15 protein-coding genes and 6 pseudogenes are annotated in these 18417 nt (G+C 69.8%); 13 read left to right on the forward strand and 8 right to left on the reverse strand.

Annotated elements, in window-relative coordinates:
* The first annotated feature begins 135 nt into the window (after nt 1-135).
* Nucleotides 136-888, forward strand: a complete 753-nt coding sequence (locus ACFY10_RS52300) for a hypothetical protein (protein WP_390672500.1) — start codon at nt 136-138, stop codon at nt 886-888.
* Nucleotides 889-1027: 139 nt separating this feature from the next.
* Here ACFY10_RS52300 and ACFY10_RS52305 read toward each other — a convergent pair.
* Nucleotides 1028-1226: pseudogene (locus ACFY10_RS52305) on the reverse strand (transposase); the annotation flags it as partial.
* A 614-nt stretch (nt 1227-1840) separates the two neighbouring features.
* Here ACFY10_RS52305 and ACFY10_RS52310 point away from each other — a divergent pair.
* Nucleotides 1841-2284, forward strand: a complete 444-nt coding sequence (locus tag ACFY10_RS52310) for a hypothetical protein (RefSeq protein WP_390672501.1) — start codon at nt 1841-1843, stop codon at nt 2282-2284.
* 113 nt (nt 2285-2397) lie between these two features.
* Here the strand turns inward: ACFY10_RS52310 and ACFY10_RS52315 are convergent, their stop codons facing one another.
* Complete coding sequence (locus ACFY10_RS52315; RefSeq protein WP_390672502.1) at nt 2398-2766, reverse strand: IclR family transcriptional regulator C-terminal domain-containing protein; 369 nt, start codon at nt 2764-2766, stop codon at nt 2398-2400.
* A gap of 188 nt (nt 2767-2954) precedes the next feature.
* Between ACFY10_RS52315 and ACFY10_RS52320 the strand changes: the two genes are divergently transcribed.
* Together ACFY10_RS52320 and ACFY10_RS52325 are read left to right on the forward strand one after the other, a co-directional pair.
* Nucleotides 2955-4175, forward strand: a complete 1221-nt coding sequence (locus tag ACFY10_RS52320) for a metallophosphoesterase (RefSeq protein WP_390672503.1) — start codon at nt 2955-2957, stop codon at nt 4173-4175.
* A 30-nt stretch (nt 4176-4205) separates the two neighbouring features.
* A complete protein-coding gene (locus ACFY10_RS52325; protein ID WP_390672504.1) occupies nt 4206-4394 on the forward strand; it encodes a hypothetical protein in 189 nt (62 codons plus the stop codon).
* A gap of 542 nt (nt 4395-4936) precedes the next feature.
* On the opposite strand, the gene ACFY10_RS52330 is transcribed toward ACFY10_RS52325, so the two are convergent.
* Nucleotides 4937-5425: a GNAT family N-acetyltransferase gene (locus tag ACFY10_RS52330; protein WP_390672505.1), complete on the reverse strand. Its 489-nt coding sequence runs from the start codon at nt 5423-5425 to the stop codon at nt 4937-4939.
* Here ACFY10_RS52330 and ACFY10_RS52335 point away from each other — a divergent pair.
* Nucleotides 5388-5660: a hypothetical protein gene (locus ACFY10_RS52335; protein ID WP_390672530.1), complete on the forward strand. Its 273-nt coding sequence runs from the start codon at nt 5388-5390 to the stop codon at nt 5658-5660. The genes ACFY10_RS52330 and ACFY10_RS52335 overlap by 38 nt on opposite strands.
* On the opposite strand, the pseudogene ACFY10_RS52340 reads toward ACFY10_RS52335, so the two are convergent.
* A pseudogene (locus tag ACFY10_RS52340) lies at nt 5640-5738 on the reverse strand (3-oxoadipate enol-lactone hydrolase); the annotation flags it as partial. The gene ACFY10_RS52335 and the pseudogene ACFY10_RS52340 sit on opposite strands and share 21 nt — an antisense overlap.
* A gap of 24 nt (nt 5739-5762) precedes the next feature.
* Between ACFY10_RS52340 and ACFY10_RS52345 the strand changes: the two are divergent.
* From ACFY10_RS52345 to ACFY10_RS52360, 4 genes and pseudogenes are all read left to right on the forward strand, one after another.
* Nucleotides 5763-6194 (forward strand): annotated as a pseudogene (locus ACFY10_RS52345) (TraM recognition domain-containing protein); the annotation flags it as partial.
* Between the two features lie 21 nt (nt 6195-6215).
* Entirely contained in the window at nt 6216-7040 is an 825-nt protein-coding gene (locus tag ACFY10_RS52350; RefSeq protein WP_390672506.1) for a hypothetical protein, read from the forward strand.
* A gap of 70 nt (nt 7041-7110) precedes the next feature.
* Nucleotides 7111-7455, forward strand: coding sequence for a hypothetical protein (locus ACFY10_RS52355; protein ID WP_390672507.1), 345 nt, complete (start codon nt 7111-7113; stop codon nt 7453-7455).
* A 5-nt stretch (nt 7456-7460) separates the two neighbouring features.
* Nucleotides 7461-8009, forward strand: a pseudogene (locus ACFY10_RS52360) (DNA cytosine methyltransferase); the annotation flags it as partial.
* A 57-nt stretch (nt 8010-8066) separates the two neighbouring features.
* Here the strand turns inward: ACFY10_RS52360 and ACFY10_RS52365 are convergent.
* From ACFY10_RS52365 to ACFY10_RS52375, 3 genes are all read right to left on the reverse strand, one after another.
* Nucleotides 8067-8684, reverse strand: coding sequence for a DUF6000 family protein (locus tag ACFY10_RS52365; protein WP_390672508.1), 618 nt, complete (start codon nt 8682-8684; stop codon nt 8067-8069).
* 66 nt (nt 8685-8750) lie between these two features.
* Entirely contained in the window at nt 8751-10532 is a 1782-nt protein-coding gene (locus ACFY10_RS52370; RefSeq protein WP_390672509.1) for a tyrosine-type recombinase/integrase, read from the reverse strand.
* A gap of 90 nt (nt 10533-10622) precedes the next feature.
* The gene (locus ACFY10_RS52375; protein ID WP_390672510.1) at nt 10623-11759 is read right to left on the reverse strand and encodes a tyrosine-type recombinase/integrase; all 1137 of its coding nucleotides are present in this window, start codon (nt 11757-11759) and stop codon (nt 10623-10625) included.
* 69 nt (nt 11760-11828) lie between these two features.
* Here ACFY10_RS52375 and ACFY10_RS52380 point away from each other — a divergent pair.
* From ACFY10_RS52380 to ACFY10_RS52395, 4 genes and pseudogenes are all read left to right on the forward strand, one after another.
* Nucleotides 11829-12548: pseudogene (locus tag ACFY10_RS52380) on the forward strand (DNA cytosine methyltransferase); the annotation flags it as partial.
* Nucleotides 12548-13678, forward strand: a complete 1131-nt coding sequence (locus tag ACFY10_RS52385) for a DnaB-like helicase N-terminal domain-containing protein (protein ID WP_390672511.1) — start codon at nt 12548-12550, stop codon at nt 13676-13678. The pseudogene ACFY10_RS52380 and the gene ACFY10_RS52385, both read left to right, overlap by 1 nt.
* A gap of 60 nt (nt 13679-13738) precedes the next feature.
* The gene (locus ACFY10_RS52390; RefSeq protein WP_390672512.1) at nt 13739-14203 is read left to right on the forward strand and encodes a hypothetical protein; all 465 of its coding nucleotides are present in this window, start codon (nt 13739-13741) and stop codon (nt 14201-14203) included.
* 170 nt (nt 14204-14373) lie between these two features.
* A pseudogene (locus ACFY10_RS52395) lies at nt 14374-14652 on the forward strand (repressor LexA); the annotation flags it as partial.
* Nucleotides 14653-14834: 182 nt separating this feature from the next.
* Here ACFY10_RS52395 and ACFY10_RS52400 read toward each other — a convergent pair.
* Nucleotides 14835-18416 (reverse strand): phosphopantetheine-binding protein, encoded by a 3582-nt coding sequence (locus ACFY10_RS52400; protein WP_390672513.1) that lies wholly within the window; start codon nt 18414-18416, stop codon nt 14835-14837.
* Between the last annotated feature and the right edge of the window lies 1 nt (nt 18417).

Consider the following 18417-nt stretch of genomic DNA (forward strand, 5'->3'; position numbering starts at 1 on the left):
TGGAATCCCGGGGCCGAGAGCCGCTTGGGCCTGCCTGCCTGAAGTGTCACGTTCCCTGCAAGGGCGTACGGACCGTGGCCGGGAGCGGGGTGCTGAAGCCTTGCCGCAGTCCGGCGCCCGCTGAATCATGACCGTATGACTGCTGCTCCCTCCGTATTCGGCCGGCCCGTACCGCTGACTCACGATGTAACCGAATGGAATGAAGCTGCTCACGCCGCCGGGCTCAAGGCCTACGAGTGCAAGGCCTCCTACATCTGCGGCGCGATGCGCGAGTTCATGCAGGCCTCCGGACTCAACTTGGAGAACGGGTACCACCTCGGGGCGCTCTTCCTCGCTCTCGACGCCATGGAACTGCTCGGTCGTGTCGTCACTGGTGCACGTCGCACCACCAACCGAAGCCGAAAGAGTCCTGGCGAACTCGGCGCCAACGAGGCACTCCGAAGAGGCGTGAAGTATCTGAACGCCCAAGCGGACCCACAGGCCACGCCCCTGCCGCATTCACCACAGGACTACACCTATCTGCGGAATTTCGCCGCTCACGGCGCCACCCATCTGGAGCCAGGAGTGAATTTCGATCCCGACTCGACTCGCCTCCTGCTCCAGCACCTGGCCCACGCCCTTAACACGATGTGGGGCGACCCCGCCGTGCCCACCAAACTGGCTGCAGTCGAGATCCATCCGGTCTACTCCGCGGACAACGGCCGCTGCCAGCCCGTATACGTACACGAGGTCCAGGAGCACATCAAGGAACACCGACCCGGCGACGAACTACTCCACAACGACTGGCAGAACGATGGGCAGGACGATCACGACGACATCGTGACCCTCGACAACTCCTCTCCCGCCGTAACCGGTACCGGAAGCCGGCTCAACGACACCCAGCGCTGAGCCGGAGAGAATCCCAGAACGGACTGTCCCGTCCAGGTCGACAATGGCAGCGGCTAGTACTCGGTGTGCGACGGCCAAGCGGTGAACTCCCGCCCCCAGATCACCGACGGCCAGGTCCTGCTGCATCCGGGCCCGTTCACAACTCCTGCGGCAGGTACTCCCACTGGATCCCGGTATGCAGCACGTACAGGATCCCGCACAGCACATCCCGGTCCAGCAACGGCCTGCGGCCGGATACCGGACCTGCCCTCACGCCGCGGCAGCAACGGCTCCAGGCGGTCCCACAGCTCATCCGACACGATCCACGGCGACGTCCCTACACCGGACCGAACGCTCAACTCCCGCCCCTGACACGGCCACCAGCGCTGATCCGCTTCTTTGTGTTAGCCGTTGTTACGGCAGGTCTGTGTCTGTCTGCTGAAATGTGCCAGGAACCGGGACGTGGACGCCTGCCACTGCCTGCCAGGTGTTGACGGCATCTGCCTCGGCGGAGTTGAGTCGCTTGGTATCCCAGCCGTACTGAGCGAAGAGGCGCCGGAGAGTCGCCATCACGGCGAGAGGAGCACCGCCGCATCGAAGTGCGGTGTCCCTTGAGCTCGCCTGGAGTGTGACTGCCCTGTCGCCGTGCGCTGGGTTGACGGGCAGATCGAGACGTTCGAAGAACATGCTTATGCCGTGCTGTTGACCGTGTGCAACGGCTGACCCGGTACGCCAGAAGAGAGGCCCCAGGGTCGGAAGCTTTGGTGCGATCATCTCTGCCGCGAGGGTTGCTCGCGGGGCCAGTCAAGACTGACGAAGCCACAGCCCATCCGTCCCGCCCTTCAGCACCTGCTCGACGCGATGCCCGAGGCACCCGCCTTCATCCGCAACGGCCGCCTCGACATCCTCGCCACCAACCGGCTCGCTCGGCCGCGCCCTGTACGACCCGGTCTTCGCCGACCCCGCCCGGCCTGTGAACCTCGCCAGGTACGAGTTCCTCAACCCCGGTGCGGCCGACTTCCTGCCCCAGCTGGAACGTCAGGCGGCCGGAGCGGTGGCCCTGCTGCGCACCGAGGCGGGACGCGACCCCTACAACCGGGACCTGACCGACCTCATCGGCGAACTCTCCACCCGCAGCGAGAAGTTCCGCACCTTGTGGGCCGCCCACGACGTGCGCCTGCACCAGACCGGCATCAAGTACTTCCACCACCCCGCGGTCGGCGAACTCACCCTCCCCTTCGAGGCCATGCCCATCCCGACCGATCCCGGCCTCACCCTCACCGCCCTCAGCGCCAAACCCGGCACCCCCGCCCACGACAGCCTCAAACTGCTGGCCAGCTGGGCGGCCACCCTCGACCGGGACGACGAGGACGAACAGCCGGACACCGCGGCAGCCGGCGGCGAAGAGAGCTCATAGCGGAGTTGCGCAACGCCGCCGGGAGCCCGCGTGCGGCCACAAAGCCCGGACGTAGCCGCCGAGTTCGACGCGGGGCAGCCGAGCAGCCGACGGCGCGGCCGTTGCCCTCCGGGTCAGAGCCCGGGGCTCAGCGGGTGGCTGAACCCTTGATCGGAGATGAGCCGGGCCGCCTCGCCCAGGGCGGTGGCGAAGCGCTCTATGACCTCGTACGAGAAACGCTGGCTGGGGCCGCTGAGTGAGAGGGAGGCAATGACGGCGCCCGAGCGGCCGGTGACGGCGGTGAGCCCCTCGTCCCACTCGCTGCTGCAGACCGCGTAGCCGTGCCGAGCTGCTTCCGCGACCCATTCGCGCAGCCGGTCCATATGGGCCTCGCCCTGCGGCGAGGCGAGGGCAATGCGCCTCAGCTGGGCTTCGGAGGCGTGGCGCAGAAAGGATCTTCGGTTCGGCGGAGCAGCCGGGCGGCCACCGGTGGCGCGGCTCACGGGAACTGCTCCAGCGCCCGCCGTCGCAGCTGCGCCGCCGGTTCCGGCACCGTGGCCGTCAGAAACCACTGGGTTCCCCCCGTGCGGTCCAGCAGCAGATGCGCCTCCAGCTCCAATGGGCACGGTCGAACTGGACAGGCCGGATACAGTGCGCGCGAAGGCAGCCTGGTTGCTCAAGGAGGGGTGGCGTGACCGACACCAGCGAAACCCGACTCGCCGACAGCGAAGTGCAAGCTCCGCGGCAGAGCCGACTGCTCCGCCTGATGCGCTATATCCCCCTGATCGCCCCCGTCCTGCTGTGGGCCGTGCCCTGCTGGGTGCTCCTGCACACCGGCCAGCGCTGGCCGCTGCCCGTCACGCTGGTCGGCACCGCCCTGTTCGCCCTCGGCCTCGTTGGTATGCCGCTCGCGATGGTGCGCGGTCACGGCCGGCGCCAGCAGGACCGGGCGGCGATAGTCGGTGACTCCCTGCTGGGCACCAGCTGGGTTCTGTTCACCTGGTCCATTCTGCTCGGCGTCCAGTTGCGGCTCGCTCTGACCGTGGCCGGCGTCGGCGAGAGTCAGGACCGGGCCCGAATCGTCACTTGGGCCGTCCTCGGCGTCACCGCCGTGCTACTCGCCTGGGGGTATGCCGAGGCCCGCCGCGTGCCACGCGTGCGCCGCCTCGACGTGCAACTCTCACGGCTGGGTGCCGGGTTGGACGGCCTCCGCGTCGTCCTCATCACCGACACCCATTACGGCCCGCTCGACCGCGCCCGCTGGTCGGCGCGGGTCTGCGAAACGGTCAACACGCTGGAAGCCGACCTGGTCTGCCACACCGGCGACATCGCGGACGACACGGCCGAACGCCGCCGCGCCCAGGCCGCCCCACTCGGCACCGTGCAGGCCACCCGGGCCCGGGTCTACGTCACCGGCAACCACGAGTACTACAGCGAGGCCCAGGGCTGGGTCGACCTGATGGACGAGCTGGGCTGGGAGCCGCTGCGCAACCGCCATCTGCTGCTCGAACGCGGTGGCGACACCCTCGTGGTCGCCGGCGTGGATGACGTCACGGCCGAGTCCTCCGGCCTGCCAGGCCACGGCGCCCACCTCGCCGGAGCCCTGCACGGCGCCGACCCCGACCACCCCGTCCTGCTCCTGGCCCACCAGCCCAAGTTCGTCGACCGGGCGGCAGCCGGCGGCGTCGACCTCCAGCTTTCCGGCCACACCCACGGCGGCCAGATCTGGCCCTTCCACCACCTGGTCCGCATCGACCAGCCCGCCCTCGCCGGCCTCAGCCGCCACGGCACCCGCACCCTCCTCTACACCAGCCGCGGCACCGGCTTCTGGGGCCCGCCCTTCCGCGTCTTCGCCCCGAGTGAGATCACCCTGCTCGTACTCCGCGCCCCGCAGCGGCCCCCCACGCCGTAGCGCTGGGCGGGCCGGCGGTACCGCCTGGAGATGCTGCAGTGCGCCGGCACCCCGAAGAAGGGCTACGCATCCTGTAACGCCCTGCGCATCACCAGCGGCACCACCGCCTCCCAGGAAGAGCAGGCGGCGAAGAAGGGCATCGCACCCCAGCCCGTCCGGCGGAACGCCGCCGCGGACTCCCCCACGGGCTACGGGCCCAGCGACCTGCAGTCGGCCTAATGCCGGACCTCCATCGCCTCCGCCGGCGGCTCCGGCAGGACCATCGCCATCGTCGACGCCTGCGACGGCCCGAATGCCGAGTCGGACCTGGCCAACACCCACGACAGTCAGGCTCTGATCCCCCTGTCCGGAGCCTCCTGCCGATCCGCTCCGCCGCGGGCCGCACCGACGCCGATCGGCCAAGCTTCACGGGGCAAGGGCTGTGACCACTTCCACTTGCGCTGATGGCTGCACTTGCAAGGCATCACCCCCTACAGCGCCGACGGTGGGCTGTGGCCACTTCGTCTCACAGATCAGGGTTGTGTGAACTACGTATTTACGCGTCCGACCTCGATCGTGTGTGGAGCGAGCCGAGGTGTACGCGATGTCGACGGCCCTGGGAGTGCCAGAGGCGAGGGAGTCGTCGTGGGAGGCCGCTGGCGCAGGCGATCACCCCACCAGGGCAGAGGCGACGGCACACACGGAGCGCGCGGCGTCCAGCGGCTCCTGCATGCCGGCCACCGTGCAGGCGAAGCCGGTGCCCTGCGAACCGGCACACCGCGTCATTCCGAAGGAATGCGAAACTCGAATTCGGGACGGTCCCACGGCACGGCGGGCGGGTTCGCGAGCGCGGTCCCGGTCCGCACCGCACCAACGCGGTGATAGAAGTCCTCGGCCGGACGATGCGACACGACCTTGACACAGTCGAGCCCGGCGGCACGAGCCTCGGACTGCATGTGCGCGACGAGCAGCCGTCCAATACCGCGTCCTTGCACTTCGTCGGCGACGAACAGCAGGTCGAGCTCCGGTGGAGCGAGGACGAGCGAGTAGAACCCTATGACCCGGCCTCCATGCTCGTCGGCGCCGACGGCTACGAAGGCGCGGTGGGCTTCGATGTAATCAGGACCGACCCGGTAGCCCGCCACTGCGGCTGCGTACTTACCCTCGTAGGCGCCTGAGCCACGCACAAGCCGCGTGAGCCGTTTGGCATCCCGCGCGACTGCCCTCCGTATCGTGATCGGCTGGCTGATCGGAGAAGTGCGTGAACTCATCGGGAGAGTATTTCGCACCGGGGAGTGCCTTCCTGCGGCGGGTCGGCTGCTCGGGCAGGCGTTCCAGTACCGCTCCCGGGAACCGCTCGCCCAGGCCCCGATCGGCCACGTCACTGCCGCCGAATCGGCCGCCCGCCAGCAGCAACTGGACGCCCGAACCGATGCGGAGGAGCTGGAGAACGGCGTGGTCGACGGCAGACACGATCTACAACCTGTGCCATGTGGTACCCAGTGAGGGACCGAGGATCAGGACCGGGGCGTCTTCTGGCCCGTCAAAGCGGTATTGCAAGGTGTTCATCGGTGTCTCACTCACCCGCCTGACCCTCTCATCTGTCACCTGCAGTCCTACCGGCAGGGCCAGAAAGTCTGGGGGGACGCGGGCATGGACGCCATGTGGTCCGCCTCCACCATCAAGGTCATCGGGTCCGGGATCGACGACCCCGACTTCGCCGACAAGCTGTCCCGGCTGATCGGCGACCACGACGTCGAGACGACCTCCACCTCGATCTCGGAGTCCGGCAAGTCCACCTCCGTGTCCATGCGACAAGAACGCATCCTGGCTGCCGACGCCATCCGCGCGCTGCCCAAGGGCACCGCCCTCGCGTTCGCCACCGGCATGCGCGCGGCCATGCTCGACCTGCGCCCCTGGTATCTCGAGCCTGGCGCGGACGAACTCTCCGCCTCCTCCGCCCGCGCCTCCAAGGGCATCACCGCCCGCGCCATCGCCAAGGCCGCCCCGAAGCAGAGCGACTTCGGCCCTGCCGCCTAAGCACCCCCGAGGACGGCGGCCGTGCCCAACCCGACGGGAGGCAAGTCCCATTCACCCCTGCCCGACCGCGCGGCGGCGCTCATGACCGAACCGCCTGCCGAATCCCTGCTCTTCGACGTGGCGCCACCGCCCACGCCCGTCGAACGGCTGCTCCACCTGGCCGACCAGTACACCCAGCACAACGACGCGCTCGACCTCCTCCTTGGCGCCACCAATCCTCCCGCACCGGATGCCCTCGCAGGCTCCGCGCAGCGTCTGGCCACCGACACCCAGGCCGCCATCAAGGCGATCCAGGACGAACGGCTCTATGAGAGCGTCGAGTTGACCGAGACGATCACGCGACTGAAGCAGCTCACCTTCCTCACCAGCGCCTCGGCCGACCTCAGCGCCGGGGTCGCCCGCGAGCTGACCGCGCTGGCCCCGGAAACCGCTGTCGACTGCGCCGTGACGCTGGCCGGCGAGACCCGGCGGCGCCGCTGGGCCACCGCGCCGGCCCCCGACTCACGACTGACCGCCGTGCATCGCACGGCCCTGGCCGAGATCGCCTGCGGACACGTCGTGGCCAGCAGCTCTCTGGGCCGTGAGTTCACCCGCTCCCGCGAGCCCAAGGTTCTGATGAGCACCCTGCGCGCCCTGGAAACGAAGGGCCTGGCCGAGAGAACCGCAGGCTCGGCGCACGCCGCGTACGTCGGCGGCCCGCCCCTGGACCGCGTGCGCCTCACCCCGGCCAGCATCACCGCCCTGGCCTCGGTCATCGACTCGCCACCGGCCGGGCCGGGCACCGCGCCCGCAACCCCGCCCCGTCCCCTGCCTGCCACCGCGCAGGCCACCGCCCGAAGCCGCTGAACCAGCACAGGAGCCATCCATCCCCACGCCTCCACTCGACCTGAACGAACACGTCCTTCAACTACGGCAGTTGGCATACGACTTCGAAGCCCTCAAGGCGCGCGTACGCGACATCTCCTACACGCCCGGCACGGACGCGCTGCACGACGCGGCCATCCGCCAGGGCGACGCCCGCGCCACCGCATCCGGGAACCGGCTGCTCAGCCAGGCATCCCTGCACCGCTCCCGCGTCCCGCTCGACCAGGCACCCATCGACCACGTCACGGCCGCCGAATGGGCAGCGCGTCAGCAGGAGCTCGACGACCCGGCCGCCGCAGCCGAGGAACTGGAGAACAGCGTGGCCGACGGCTGTTCTCCCTGGGCCTGCCGGGGGGAATCCGAGCCCGTGCAGGACGACTTCGGGCTGGTTTCTTGAGGCGGATCATCCTCGACCTGTTCGCCGGTCCCGGCGGCTGGAGCCACGCGCTCACCGTCCTCGGCGCGCGGGATGTCGGCCTGGAATGGGACGAGTGGGCCTGCAAGACCCGTGCCCGGGCAGGTCAGTTGACGATCCGGACCGATGTCGCCGTCTATCCGGCGTGGATCTTCTCCGGCCGGATCCTCGGGCTGATCGCCTCTCCTCCCTGTCAGGCATGGAGCATGGCGGGCAAACGCCTGGGCCTGGTCGACCAGCCCCTCGTCCACCAGGCCGTCGCCGACCTCGCCGCCGGACGCGACACCCGCGAGCAGTTGCTCGGCGCGTGCGCGGACCAACGCTCCCTACTCGCCGCCGAGCCCATGCGCTACCTGCATGCCCTCAATACGGTGGGCGAGCCGGAGTGGGTGCTCATGGAGGAGGTCCCCGATGTCCTGCCCCTGTGGCGGCAGTACGCGGCGATCCTGCGGGCCTGGGGATTCTCTGTATGGACCGGCATCCTCAACGCCGCCGACTACGGCGTCCCCCAGACGAGGAAGCGGGCGATCCTGCTTTATCTGGACAGTTTCGTGTCAGACGACTGGCAAGTTCGCCCGATCGAGTGTGCTCGGTCAGGGGTGCCTGGGAGGGGCATCGTGCTGCGCATACTCGTCGGCGAGGGCGCACATTTCCCCGATGTACTGCCTCGACCTTTCATGGGGCGTGTTACGGTCGTTGGCCCATTGGCTCCAGAGCCCGTCCGGTTCCAGGAACCCGGCGGCGTGCTTGGTGCCGAGTGTTCCGTCGAGGTGCAGGAGCGCGCCCAGCGCCCACTCCTGGTCGTATCGGCACTCGGGCCGCCGGAGGTAGCGGTCCAGGTAGGTAGTAAGCAGGGCCGCGTCCTCGGTGGTGCCGAGCAGGGCGAGTGCGATGCAGTAGCCCTGGCCTGCGTAGGTGAGTTCGCTGGCGAGCAGGAGGTCACCAATGCGCTCGCGGAACTGCTCACGGCGGTCCAGCCCGATCATCCATGCCGCGGTGATGCGGGATCGCCAGTTGGGCTGCAGCATGAATTCGAGTTGGGCGTCAGTGACGCTCCGCGCGTCGAGGCCGAGGGTCTGGAGGAACCGTATGCGTTCCTCGGCGGGCAGCCTGACGAAGTTGCCGTGGAGCAGGTCCAGGTAGCGGCCGGCCTTGGGGCTCGGAGTGGCCATCACGTAGCGGCGGAGGGTGTCGGTTCCCGGGTCGGGCATCGGCTCAGGGAAGGGCATGGACGCATCCTGGCTGCGGCGGACGGGCCGGTCCAGTGGGTTCCCAGGTCACGGATTCTCGTAGGCATCACCCGAGGGCTCACCGAGGTCGTCGAGAAGTCTGGAGATGCGGTCAGCGATCCGCTGATGTCGTTCGATCTCGCGTGCCCAGCCACGGGCTTCGGCGTCCGCGATCAAGTCCCGTTCGGTGCACAGGCGTTCGCGCAGGCGAGGAGCGTATTGCGGGGTGGTGACGAACTTCGCGCAGGTCAGGTAGAGGTCGCATTCGCAGGGGCCTTCCTGCAGCAGGCGCAGGCAATGGCCCAGCTCAAGTTCGGTCTTGTAGAAGTTGGTCTTCAGCCAGTCCAGCGCGTCCTGATCGAGCTGGCCGGCGCGCAGGGTTTCGGCGAGCGGTCCCGCGATGATGGCGCCGGGTTGAAGGACGGACTGGTAGTCGGCCAGGACGCTGGGGTCCGAGATGTGGGTGTAGGTCATCGACATGCCAGGGCTTTTGTGCCCGAGGACCTTCATGATGGTCTGCATGCGGGCGCCCTTCTCGGCGAGCTGGGTGCCCAGGGTGTGCCGGAAGCGGTGCGCGTGGATGGCGGGTTTGCCTTCGCCGTTGAGGATCCCCAGCTCTGTGCAGATCTGGCCAAGGGGGTCGGCGAACAGGTAGTCGGGGTGGGCGAGGCAGCCGTTGCGCAGGAACAGGTAGCGCACTGGTTGTCCGAGGTCGGGATCGTAGATACCGCGGTCGTGCTGGTCGTGCCGCAGCTGGGCAAGGGCGCGGATGGCTTCTGCCGCCTCCTCGTGGACGGGGACGGTGCGTTCCTTGAGGGCCTTGCCGGCTGCAAGCCGCAGCCGGGGGGTGCCGTCGGGGTAGGCATCCAGACAGTCCAGATGGAGCTTGCGGATCTCGGTGCGGCGGGCGCCGCTCCAGCGGGCCACCAGCAGCGCGCATCGCTGCAGCGGGCAGGACAGGGCTCGGATTCGTTCCATGACCGGTTCGAGTTGGTGTTCGGGGATGAAGCGGGGAACCTTCTCGATGCGGCGGGGCATGTCCGCGGCGGTGATCAGCGGTCGGGTCGGGACGTCGTCCCATTCGCCAAGTGCGGCATGGCGGAAGAACACCGCGAGGGTGGAGATGATGCCGGCCCGGTAGGCCGGGCTCAGCGGCTCGTCCGGGTGCTTCATCTTCCGCAGCCGGTTGACCTTCTCCATGAAGGCGACCGCGTCGGCCCGGTTCAGCTGGTCGAGACGGTCGATGTGCGGTCGCTCGGTGTCCAGCCACAGCCCGAAGCGCCGCAGACCGCCGCGGGCGCTGCTCATACTCTCCAGCCGCAGCACCAAGGCTCGTTCGGCCAGGAAGCGTTCCATCACCGCGTTGATACGCGGCTTGCAGCTCAACAGCAGCCGCGGAGCGGCGGGCATCCGTGGAGGCGGATGCCCGATGAGGCCCGTGTGGAACAGCGCCAGCCCGGCTCGGTAGGCGTTGGTGCCCCACGCCGCCTGAACGGTGAGCAACCGTTGGGGAGCGATGACCTGGTCCATGCCCGGGACGCGCTGAAGGTGCCGGACGGCCTGGCGCATCTCCTCGATGTCGTCGGCGGTGATCGCGGAGATGTCCGGATCGCCGCGGTGCAGGACCAGCCGGATCAAAGCCCAGGGCAGGCGCCAGTCTTCTCGGGAGTCGGCGTGTCCCAGAGCGATCAACCGTTCCTGCAGGTCGTTGACGTGTTCCCGGAAGGGCAGTCCCATCTGATCGGCGACCTGGAACGGCTTGAGCACACCGATGCCCAGCAACCATCCCCAGTCCAGCCGCAGGCGGCCGGTCAATCCCAGGTAGATCACGTAGTGGCGGGCCTGTCTCCCGCATCGGGTAATGACGCGGCGCGCGCGGATCGGGGGCCGACGATGAGGCCCGCAGCGGGACGATCGCGCTCACGGCGTCACCTCTCCGATCACCTGGCGGTAGTCCTTGATGACCTCGGGATCGCTGACCCGGGTGTAGATCTTCATGGAGTCCGGCGTCGCATGGCCCAGCCGTGTCATCAGCGTCAACTCGCGCATCCCGCCCTCGAACATCCGGGTGGCATGGGTGTGGCGCAGGCGGCTGTGCGGAGTCAGCCAGGCGTCACGGACATCGGCCCGCGTCGCCGCCCGGGCGAACATCCGCACCAGCCCGTCATAGCTGAGCGGTTCGCCCCGGCGCTTGCCCCGCCCGCCCACCAGAAAGACCCACGGGCAGTCGACATCGGCAGGACGCTCGTGCATCACGTACGCGTTCAACGCCGGCAGAGCACGCCCTTCAAGCAGGTCCACGACCCGGTCCCGCCGGGACTTCTGCTGCACTCCCCGCGGGTGATCGGGACGCTTGCGCACCGTGACTCGGCGCCGGCCGTAGGAGATGTCCTCCAACTGCAGCCCCAGCACCTCACCGGGGCGAAGACCTCCTTCCCACATCACCTCCAGCAAGGCCCGGTCACGGCGGGTACGCAGCTCACCCAGCAGCACGGCATAGACCTCGGCAGACATCGGCCGCGGCATCGCCTCGACGGTCTTGACCCGCAGCACCCGGCGGACCGGCTGCTGCCGAGCGGCATTGTCCAGCGCAGGCCGATGCCGTCCCGGCACCCGGGCAGCCGCCTGATCGACGACCTTCACGATCGGGTTGTCCCGCCCGGAGTAGCACTCGCTGGCGATCAGGAACTCGTAGAACGAGGACACCGCCGCCATGACCCGGTTGCACGTCTTCGCCGACAGCACCCGGCCCTCGGCATTGGCGACGCCCAGCTCCAGGCGCTGAGCCCGCCGCGCGGAGGAGACCAGCCGCAGCCACTGCAGGAAGTCCATCGCCCGAGACGGCGTGAACTCCTGCGCACTCAGCCCCGCTTCGGTCAAGAACAGGAACAGCTTCTGCAGGTCATAGGCGTAGGCCCGCACCGTGTGCGGCGAGTACGCACGAACAGCCAGCAGCCGCAGGAACTCATCCACCTCGCGCACCGGCTCGCCGGACGCGTCGACCAGACGTACCTGCGGCTTGCCAGGTCCCGAATCCACCACCTTCACGACACGCACGGCCGGAACCATATGCCCAACTACCCACACGCACAGTCACCGAGAAGAGGGAACCGTCCAGATAACACCGTCGCCTCCCGTACCCGCACCGCCGAACCCCCGCCGCCCACCCACGCGCAGTCCGCCGAACCGGAATCGCTGTTCGGGCCGGGCCGCGAACGGTGGGTGTCCATGGCCGAAGCCCTGGGCTGGGGCGCAACCGACCGTCCCGTGCCCACCGTGTGTGCGGGCGGCGGGCCGGGAGGCGGCCCCGAGCCCTTCCCCTCCGGCTCACGCAAGACCCTGACCGACGCCCGCGAGCGCGGCACCTGGACACCACACCCCGACGCGGAACCCGTCCTGGCCTCCCGCGGGGAAGGCTCCGGCTGGGCCTCCCGGCCCGGCGAGAACCACCCACCAGACGCTCCGGCCCCCACGTTCACCGCCGAGGCGCACTGCTGGTCGTGGTCGCTGCGCAGCAACAACCAGACCAACGCCACCGTGCGCCGGGCCGACGAGCCCGCCGGAACCCTGTTCTTCGGCCACCGGGCCCACGAGTGCACCTGGGTCGCCGACACCGCCTCCGGCCTTCCGGACGGCGGGCAGCGAGCGGCACCGGCCCCGATCAGGATCACCGCCCGGGAAGCGGGCGTGCTGCAGAGCTTCCCCGCCGACTACCCCTGGCAGGGCAACAAAGGCCAGACCTTCTCGCAGATCGGCAACGCCGTCCCCCCGCGCCTGGCAGCCCACCTGCTCGCCCCGCACCTGGGCAAGCCCTTCAACCCCGACGACTTCACCCTCGCCGCCTGATGCCCCACACCCCCGAACCCGACGAGGACGACGACCTCGACCGCGTGCCGGCGCCGAAGCCGGTCCACTACGCCGAGCAGGCCCTGCTCGGCGCCCTCCTCCTGGAACCGGCGCGTCTGGCCGACACCGAGCCCCTGATCGCCCAGCACTTCGACAGCCACACCCATGCCGCGCTGTTCACCGCGATCCGCACACTCCCGCCGCCCGACCCCGCCGACCACGCCAAGGACACCGCCTGGCTCAACTCGGTGCTGGAGCACGCACGTCCGCACGCTCCCGGCCTGAACGCCTCCTACCTTCACGCCCTCATCCAGTTCTGCCCGCTGCCGAAGCACACGGCGGCGTACGCCCGGATGATCCGCGCCGACAACGCCCGCCGGGTCCTGCGCGCCCACGCCGAGCGCCTCGCTTCCACCGCGAGCGATCCGGGCCTGCCCAACCCGGTCGCATCGGTGCTCGGCATGGCCGACGACATCAGCCGCGTACTGGACGCCCTCGCCGCACAGTTCGCCCCACACCCCGGCTCCTTCCCCCGCACCCCACTCCCCCCGGATGTCCCACGGCCGGCCAGCAAGGAGGAAGACCTCGCCGAAGAGCGCCTCCTCCTCGCGACCGCCACCGCCTACCCGGCGGAGGTCCGCCAGATGCGGTGGCTGACCGAGGCGGACTTCCTGCTGCCGCTGCACGCCGCGCTCTGGCAGTCCATCACCACGCTGGTCCACCGCGGCGACATGGTCGACCCAATCACCGTCCTCGGCGAGGCCCAGCACCGCGGCCTACTCACCGGCACCCTCACCCCCAAGGACCTGATGGACCTGGTCTCCACGCCCGCCGGCTCCCCCGAGTACTGGGGCGAGAAGATCCTTGGGCGCGCCCTCCTCGCCCACGCCCAGACGGTCGCCGCCCGGTTCACCGCCTACACCGACGACCTGGCCAACACCCCCCACCAGCTCGTCACCGGCAGCCGCCGCGCCCTGGCCGACCTCAACTCCCTGCGTACCCGCTGGATGCGCGCCACGGCACCCGCGCCCGCTCCCGCCGAAAGCCAGCCGGCACGCCGCGGGCAACCGCCCCGCGCGACCCGCCCTCCGCCCCAGTCCGCACTACTCAGCCCGCGCGCCCACCGATGACCCCACTATCGGGCCTGGCCATCTGCCGGCCAGGCCCGGACCGAAACGAGCCCGCCTGCCATGCCCGGCATTCCTCCCGACGCCTCCGTCCGCCTCGACGCCCAGGTCTTCCTCGACGTCCATCCCGCCCACCCCACCGCAGTCGTCGCACGCCTGACTGGCAGCCACTACCGCACCGCCCGGGCCCTCCTGGCCGCCCACGGATTCGACTCCCTCGACGAACGCACCATGGTCCTCGCCCGGATCAACCGCGAGGAGCCGTGCTGGGCCGAGAAGGCCACCCACGCCCTGCACGCCGAAGGCATCACCACCGAGATCACCCCCGACCTGCGGCAAGCCATCGACCAGGAATGGATAGGGGTCAACTACCCCGCGTCTCGCCTCAGCCGTGACGAGATCCGCGAATGTTCCGACCAAACCCAGAAGATCCACGATGCCATCCACGACGGCCGACTCGTCATCCATGCCCACGCCGAGGACCGGTGGGACACCGTTTCTAGCGGGGTCAACCGTTGTGCAGCGTGATCCGATGAGGATCGGTGCAGCTCAGCAGCAGTGCGGAGGACGCTACCGCGCGCAACAGGTGTGGCGCTATCACCCGATCAGGTATGGGACGCACCGTCTCGTAGAGGTCCGCACCTCAGATCGAATGCCAGTGCGCATTGCCTGCGGCGCGGGATACCGTTTCCAGATGGATCATCAGCAAGGGAAGCCGTAGGGAGGCCATCACCAGCATTCGCCGCCACATCGGCCGACCGCTCGGCATCCGACCTGGCGCTGACAGCCTCACCGACGGGCAGCGGAGGGTTCTGGCCTGCATCACCGACCCGGTCGAGCAACGCGGGTATCCGCCGTCGATGCGCGAGATCGGGCAGGCGGTGAACCTCTCGAGCACCTCGACGGTCGCCCACCAGCTCCTGGCCCTGGAGAAGAAGGGGTTCCTTCGGCGCGACCCGCACCACCCGCGTGCTTATGCACTGGGAAGACAGCGAAAGCGGCTAGGGCGTGTCTGATGGGTCAGGCCGGCTGCGCACGGAGCGCTGTCTCGGTGTGGTCGAGCGGGCCCTGGTGCCTGCAGCTGCAAGGCGGAGGAGGGCCTCGACGCGGAGCGTCGGCAACCGACGACAACGCGGCAGGACCGTCAGACACGCCCTACCTAGGCAGTGGTCGCCGGGTGAGCGTCGGTGACGGCGGCGGTGAGGCGTTGGGCGAGGCGCTGCAGTGTGGTGGTGGTCACCCAACTCATGCTGAAGGGCAGATAGACGCCGTAGGTCTTCTCGATGTCGTCCACCAGCTGGGTGAACACCACCGAGTCGAAGCCGTCGATCTCGTTGACGAGCACCTCGGGCAGGATGGCCACTGCCCCGATGCCGGTGTGGTGGGCGATGCGGGCGGCGAGCCAGGACTGGATCTGGTGCTCCGTGGGCGGGCGTTGAGTCGCCGCGTGGTCGGATATCTCCGTGTCGTGCTCCGAGCCGATCGTCCTGTTCACCAGGCTCAGGAGTTGACCGGGGGTTTCGGCGTCGTCGAGTTCCTCCTCGTCGAAGGTCACGCCGTACTCACTCTCCAGCCTGCCGGTGACCTGGAGCAGTGCCAGGGAGTCGTAGCCGATTTCGGGGAAAGGCACGTCGGCGATGTCGGCGTCGTCCAGGTCGACGCCGTCGGGCTCGCCTGCGCATTCCACGAAGGTGGACATCAACCGACCGATCGCGAGGGGTTGTCGATCCTGCCGATCGGCCTTCGCCGCCAGGGTGGTGAGGTGCCGGCGCACCACCTCCACGTCCCGCCGATAGACCACGTTGTCGGGCTCGCCGTCGGCCAGTTCCTCGGAGAGTGTGAGACTTCGGCGGTACAGCTCGCGGGCGCGCTGTGCGTTGGCGCGGTCGGCCGCCAATTCGGCGAGTCGTGCGTACCCGAGGGCGAGATCGCGCCGGTACGTGGCGTTGGCCGGCTCGTGGCGCGCCAGCTCCTCGCGAATCCGCAGGGATTGACCGAAGTGCCGCTCCGCACGGTCGAGATCGCCCTGTTCGCGGTGGAGTTCACCGAGTCTGCCGTGACCGACGGCGAGATCGCGCCGGAGTACGGCGTCGTCGGGGGAGCTGGCGAGCAGGGTCTCGGTGATGGACAGGGCGTGGCCGTGGTGGGCCAGCGCCTCGGCGATACGGCCCCGGCCGCGCAGGAGATCGCCCAGGCGGTTGTACGCCACGCCGGTGTCGCGTTGGAGTTGCCGGGCTTCCTCCTCGGGCTGCGCTCCGGGCTCCGCCATGGTCCGCAGAATGCCGAGGGAACGACGGTAGCGGCGCTCGCTTTCGTCCCAGTCCCGGGCCAGGCGGGCGAGTTCGCCGAGTCGGTCGTGCGAGACGGCCGCCGCGCGCAGGAGGGTCAGGTCGGTCGGGTCGGCGGCGAGGAGTTCCTCGATGTGCCGCAGGGCCTGCCGGTGCCGTTCGGCGGCCTGCCGGAAATCGCCTCGGGCGCGTGCCGCGTCCCCCAACCTGCCGTACAGGGCGACCAGTTCGGGGCGCGGCCGGCGCGTCGGGTACGTATCGGCGCATTCCTCGTACAGGTCACGGGCGCGCTCGTACAGCGCCTCGCCCACGCGCCCGCCGCCGGTTGACCGTGCCAGGTCGCCGAGGCGGAGGCAGGCGTGCGCGAGGTCGCCGCCCTCGACACCGGCGGCCGTCTCGGCGAGCACCGGTCCGTCCAGGCAGCGCAGCAGACTCCCGGCGAGTTCGGGGCGCGCGGGGTGCCGGGCGGTGCCCTTCGCGGCGGTCGTGGCCCGCTCGACCAGGTCGGGCAGTCGTGCGGTCAGGGCGCGCGCGATGGCCGGGATGGCCGTGGGCGTTGATGCGGCGAGTCGTGCCAACACGTCCAGGATGTGGGCAACTTGAGTGTCGTGCGGGAGTCCGAGCACCGCTTCGAGCAGCGGCGTACGCGCCCCTGACACGGCCCCGGCACGCTGCTCCTGCGCCAGCTCGCGCGCCAGGAATGCCTCGCCGAGTCGGTCGGGGCGCAGTGGGTTGAGCAGGGCGTCGCCGGTGTAGGCGTCGGCGAGCCAGTCCACGACCGTCTGCCGGTCGTCGATCCCGAGGTCCGGGAGGGCGGCGGCGAGCAGGGCGTGGGCCTGTGTTCCGTCGGCCGCCGCGGCGAGCGTGGCGGCCGCGACGGCCCGGCGCCGTGCCGCGTCTCCGAGTCCGGGGACGGTCGGCGCGGTGGTGTCCCAGTAGCGGCGCTCGTGGCTCAACACCCGCTCCACGCCGGGTACTCGGTCGCCACCCGATCCACCCCCGAGGACGGTGTCGTACGCTTCGAAGAGCACATCCAAGGGGCGCCCGTACGCATCGCCCGTCAGGTCGGGGCGGGCGGTGTCGAGTGTTGGCAGAGTGACGCCCCAGGCTTCGGCGAAGGCGTGGACGGCGCGGTCGTGGAGTGTCGCGCGTTCCTCGGGGTCGAGTGGGCGCACAGCGGCGGTGATGTCCTCGGCGTGGTCGACGACGGCGCGCAGCGCGGCCGGGGCGTCCTCGTCGAGGCGGGTCAGGGGTGCCCGCGCCGATGCGCCCTGCCCTCGGGTGAGCAGCAGGACACGTACCGGGGCCGCGGGTGACGCGTGGGCGCTCAGGATCTCCAACAGGCCGCACAGGGACGCCGTGTCGACGGCCTCCGCGTAGTCGACGATCGCAAGTCGGGGCAGGGCGAGGGCCGCGAGGGCGCCGGTGTCCCGTTCGCGGGTCCACAGTCCGCTGGCCCAGCCGCGTGCGAGGGTGCGCCGTGCCAGCTCCAGGGCGAAGCGGGTCTTTCCGGCCCCGCCAGGCGCCGCCACCTGGGCCAGAGCGATGGCCTTCGGTTGTTCGCACCAGCGCTCGAATTCGGCGAGTGCGTCGTCGCGGAAGGCGTACGGCACGATGCCGTAGTCGGCACGCAGGAGATCGGCGGGGCTGGTCCTGGGGCCGCGATTGAAGGTGCCCCAGGGGCGACTCAGGGCGGCGTGCCCGGGGTGATCGCGCATGGGCAGGACGCGGTTCCAGGAGGCGCGGTCGGCGAGGAACGTCTCTTCGTTGCGGGTGAGTAACTCTCCGCCCCAGGCCGCCAGTTCGTTCTCGGGGTGCTTGCCGGGCAGGAGGGCGGAGATCGGGGTCGCCCAACCGCCGAGATCGCCGTCGATGTCACGCGATGCGGTGATCACGGCGACCACGGCGCGGCTGCGCGGGCACACCAGCGGCGCTCCGGACAAGCCCGGGCTCGCCTGCCCGCCCTTCAACCGGAGGCTGCCATCCCCCTCGACGCCTTCGCAGCGGAAGGTCGCGGGTGAGCCGTGGGGCTCGATCCCGTACTCGCGACGTGCGAACCCCCAGGTCCGGCAGTCCTGCTCGGGGTCCGGGTCGGTCGGGGTGAGGCGGACACACGGGTGCTCGGGCAGCGGGACCGTAGTGATGCGCAGCACCGCCAGATCGGGGAAGGGCCACAGCGCGCCCTCGGTGCGGGGTCGGGACCGGGCAACGACGCGCGCACTCAGCTTCAGCTCGTGCTCCTTGTCGGACCTCCCCTCGTGCGTCGTCTCGTACGCGGCGGCTGCCGCGACCAACTCCACGACCTGCTCGTCCCCCACGACATGGGCTGCGGTGAGCACCAGGCCGGGCGCGGCGAAGAAGCCGGTGCCGAGGGTCCTCCCGGCCTCTCCGACCACTTTCACGACGTGGCGCCGCAGTTCGCGATCCCCGTCGGTGTGCGCGGACCCGCCCATG

The sequence above is a fragment of the Streptomyces sp. NPDC001401 genome, from assembly GCF_042895385.1.
Classification (GTDB): domain Bacteria; phylum Actinomycetota; class Actinomycetes; order Streptomycetales; family Streptomycetaceae; genus Streptomyces.

Coding starts and splice junctions, on each gene's coding strand:
- ACFY10_RS52365 (WP_390672508.1), bottom strand. CDS start 8,684: ATGCCCGACCCGGGAACCGACACCCTCCGCCGCTACGTGATGGCCACT.
- ACFY10_RS52385 (WP_390672511.1), top strand. CDS start 12,548: ATGCCCCACACCCCCGAACCCGACGAGGACGACGACCTCGACCGCGTG.
- ACFY10_RS52390 (WP_390672512.1), top strand. CDS start 13,739: ATGCCCGGCATTCCTCCCGACGCCTCCGTCCGCCTCGACGCCCAGGTC.
- ACFY10_RS52400 (WP_390672513.1), bottom strand. CDS start 18,416: ATGGGCGGGTCCGCGCACACCGACGGGGATCGCGAACTGCGGCGCCAC.
- ACFY10_RS52330 (WP_390672505.1), bottom strand. CDS start 5,425: ATGAGTTCACGCACTTCTCCGATCAGCCAGCCGATCACGATACGGAGG.
- ACFY10_RS52300 (WP_390672500.1), top strand. CDS start 136: ATGACTGCTGCTCCCTCCGTATTCGGCCGGCCCGTACCGCTGACTCAC.
- ACFY10_RS52325 (WP_390672504.1), top strand. CDS start 4,206: ATGCTGCAGTGCGCCGGCACCCCGAAGAAGGGCTACGCATCCTGTAAC.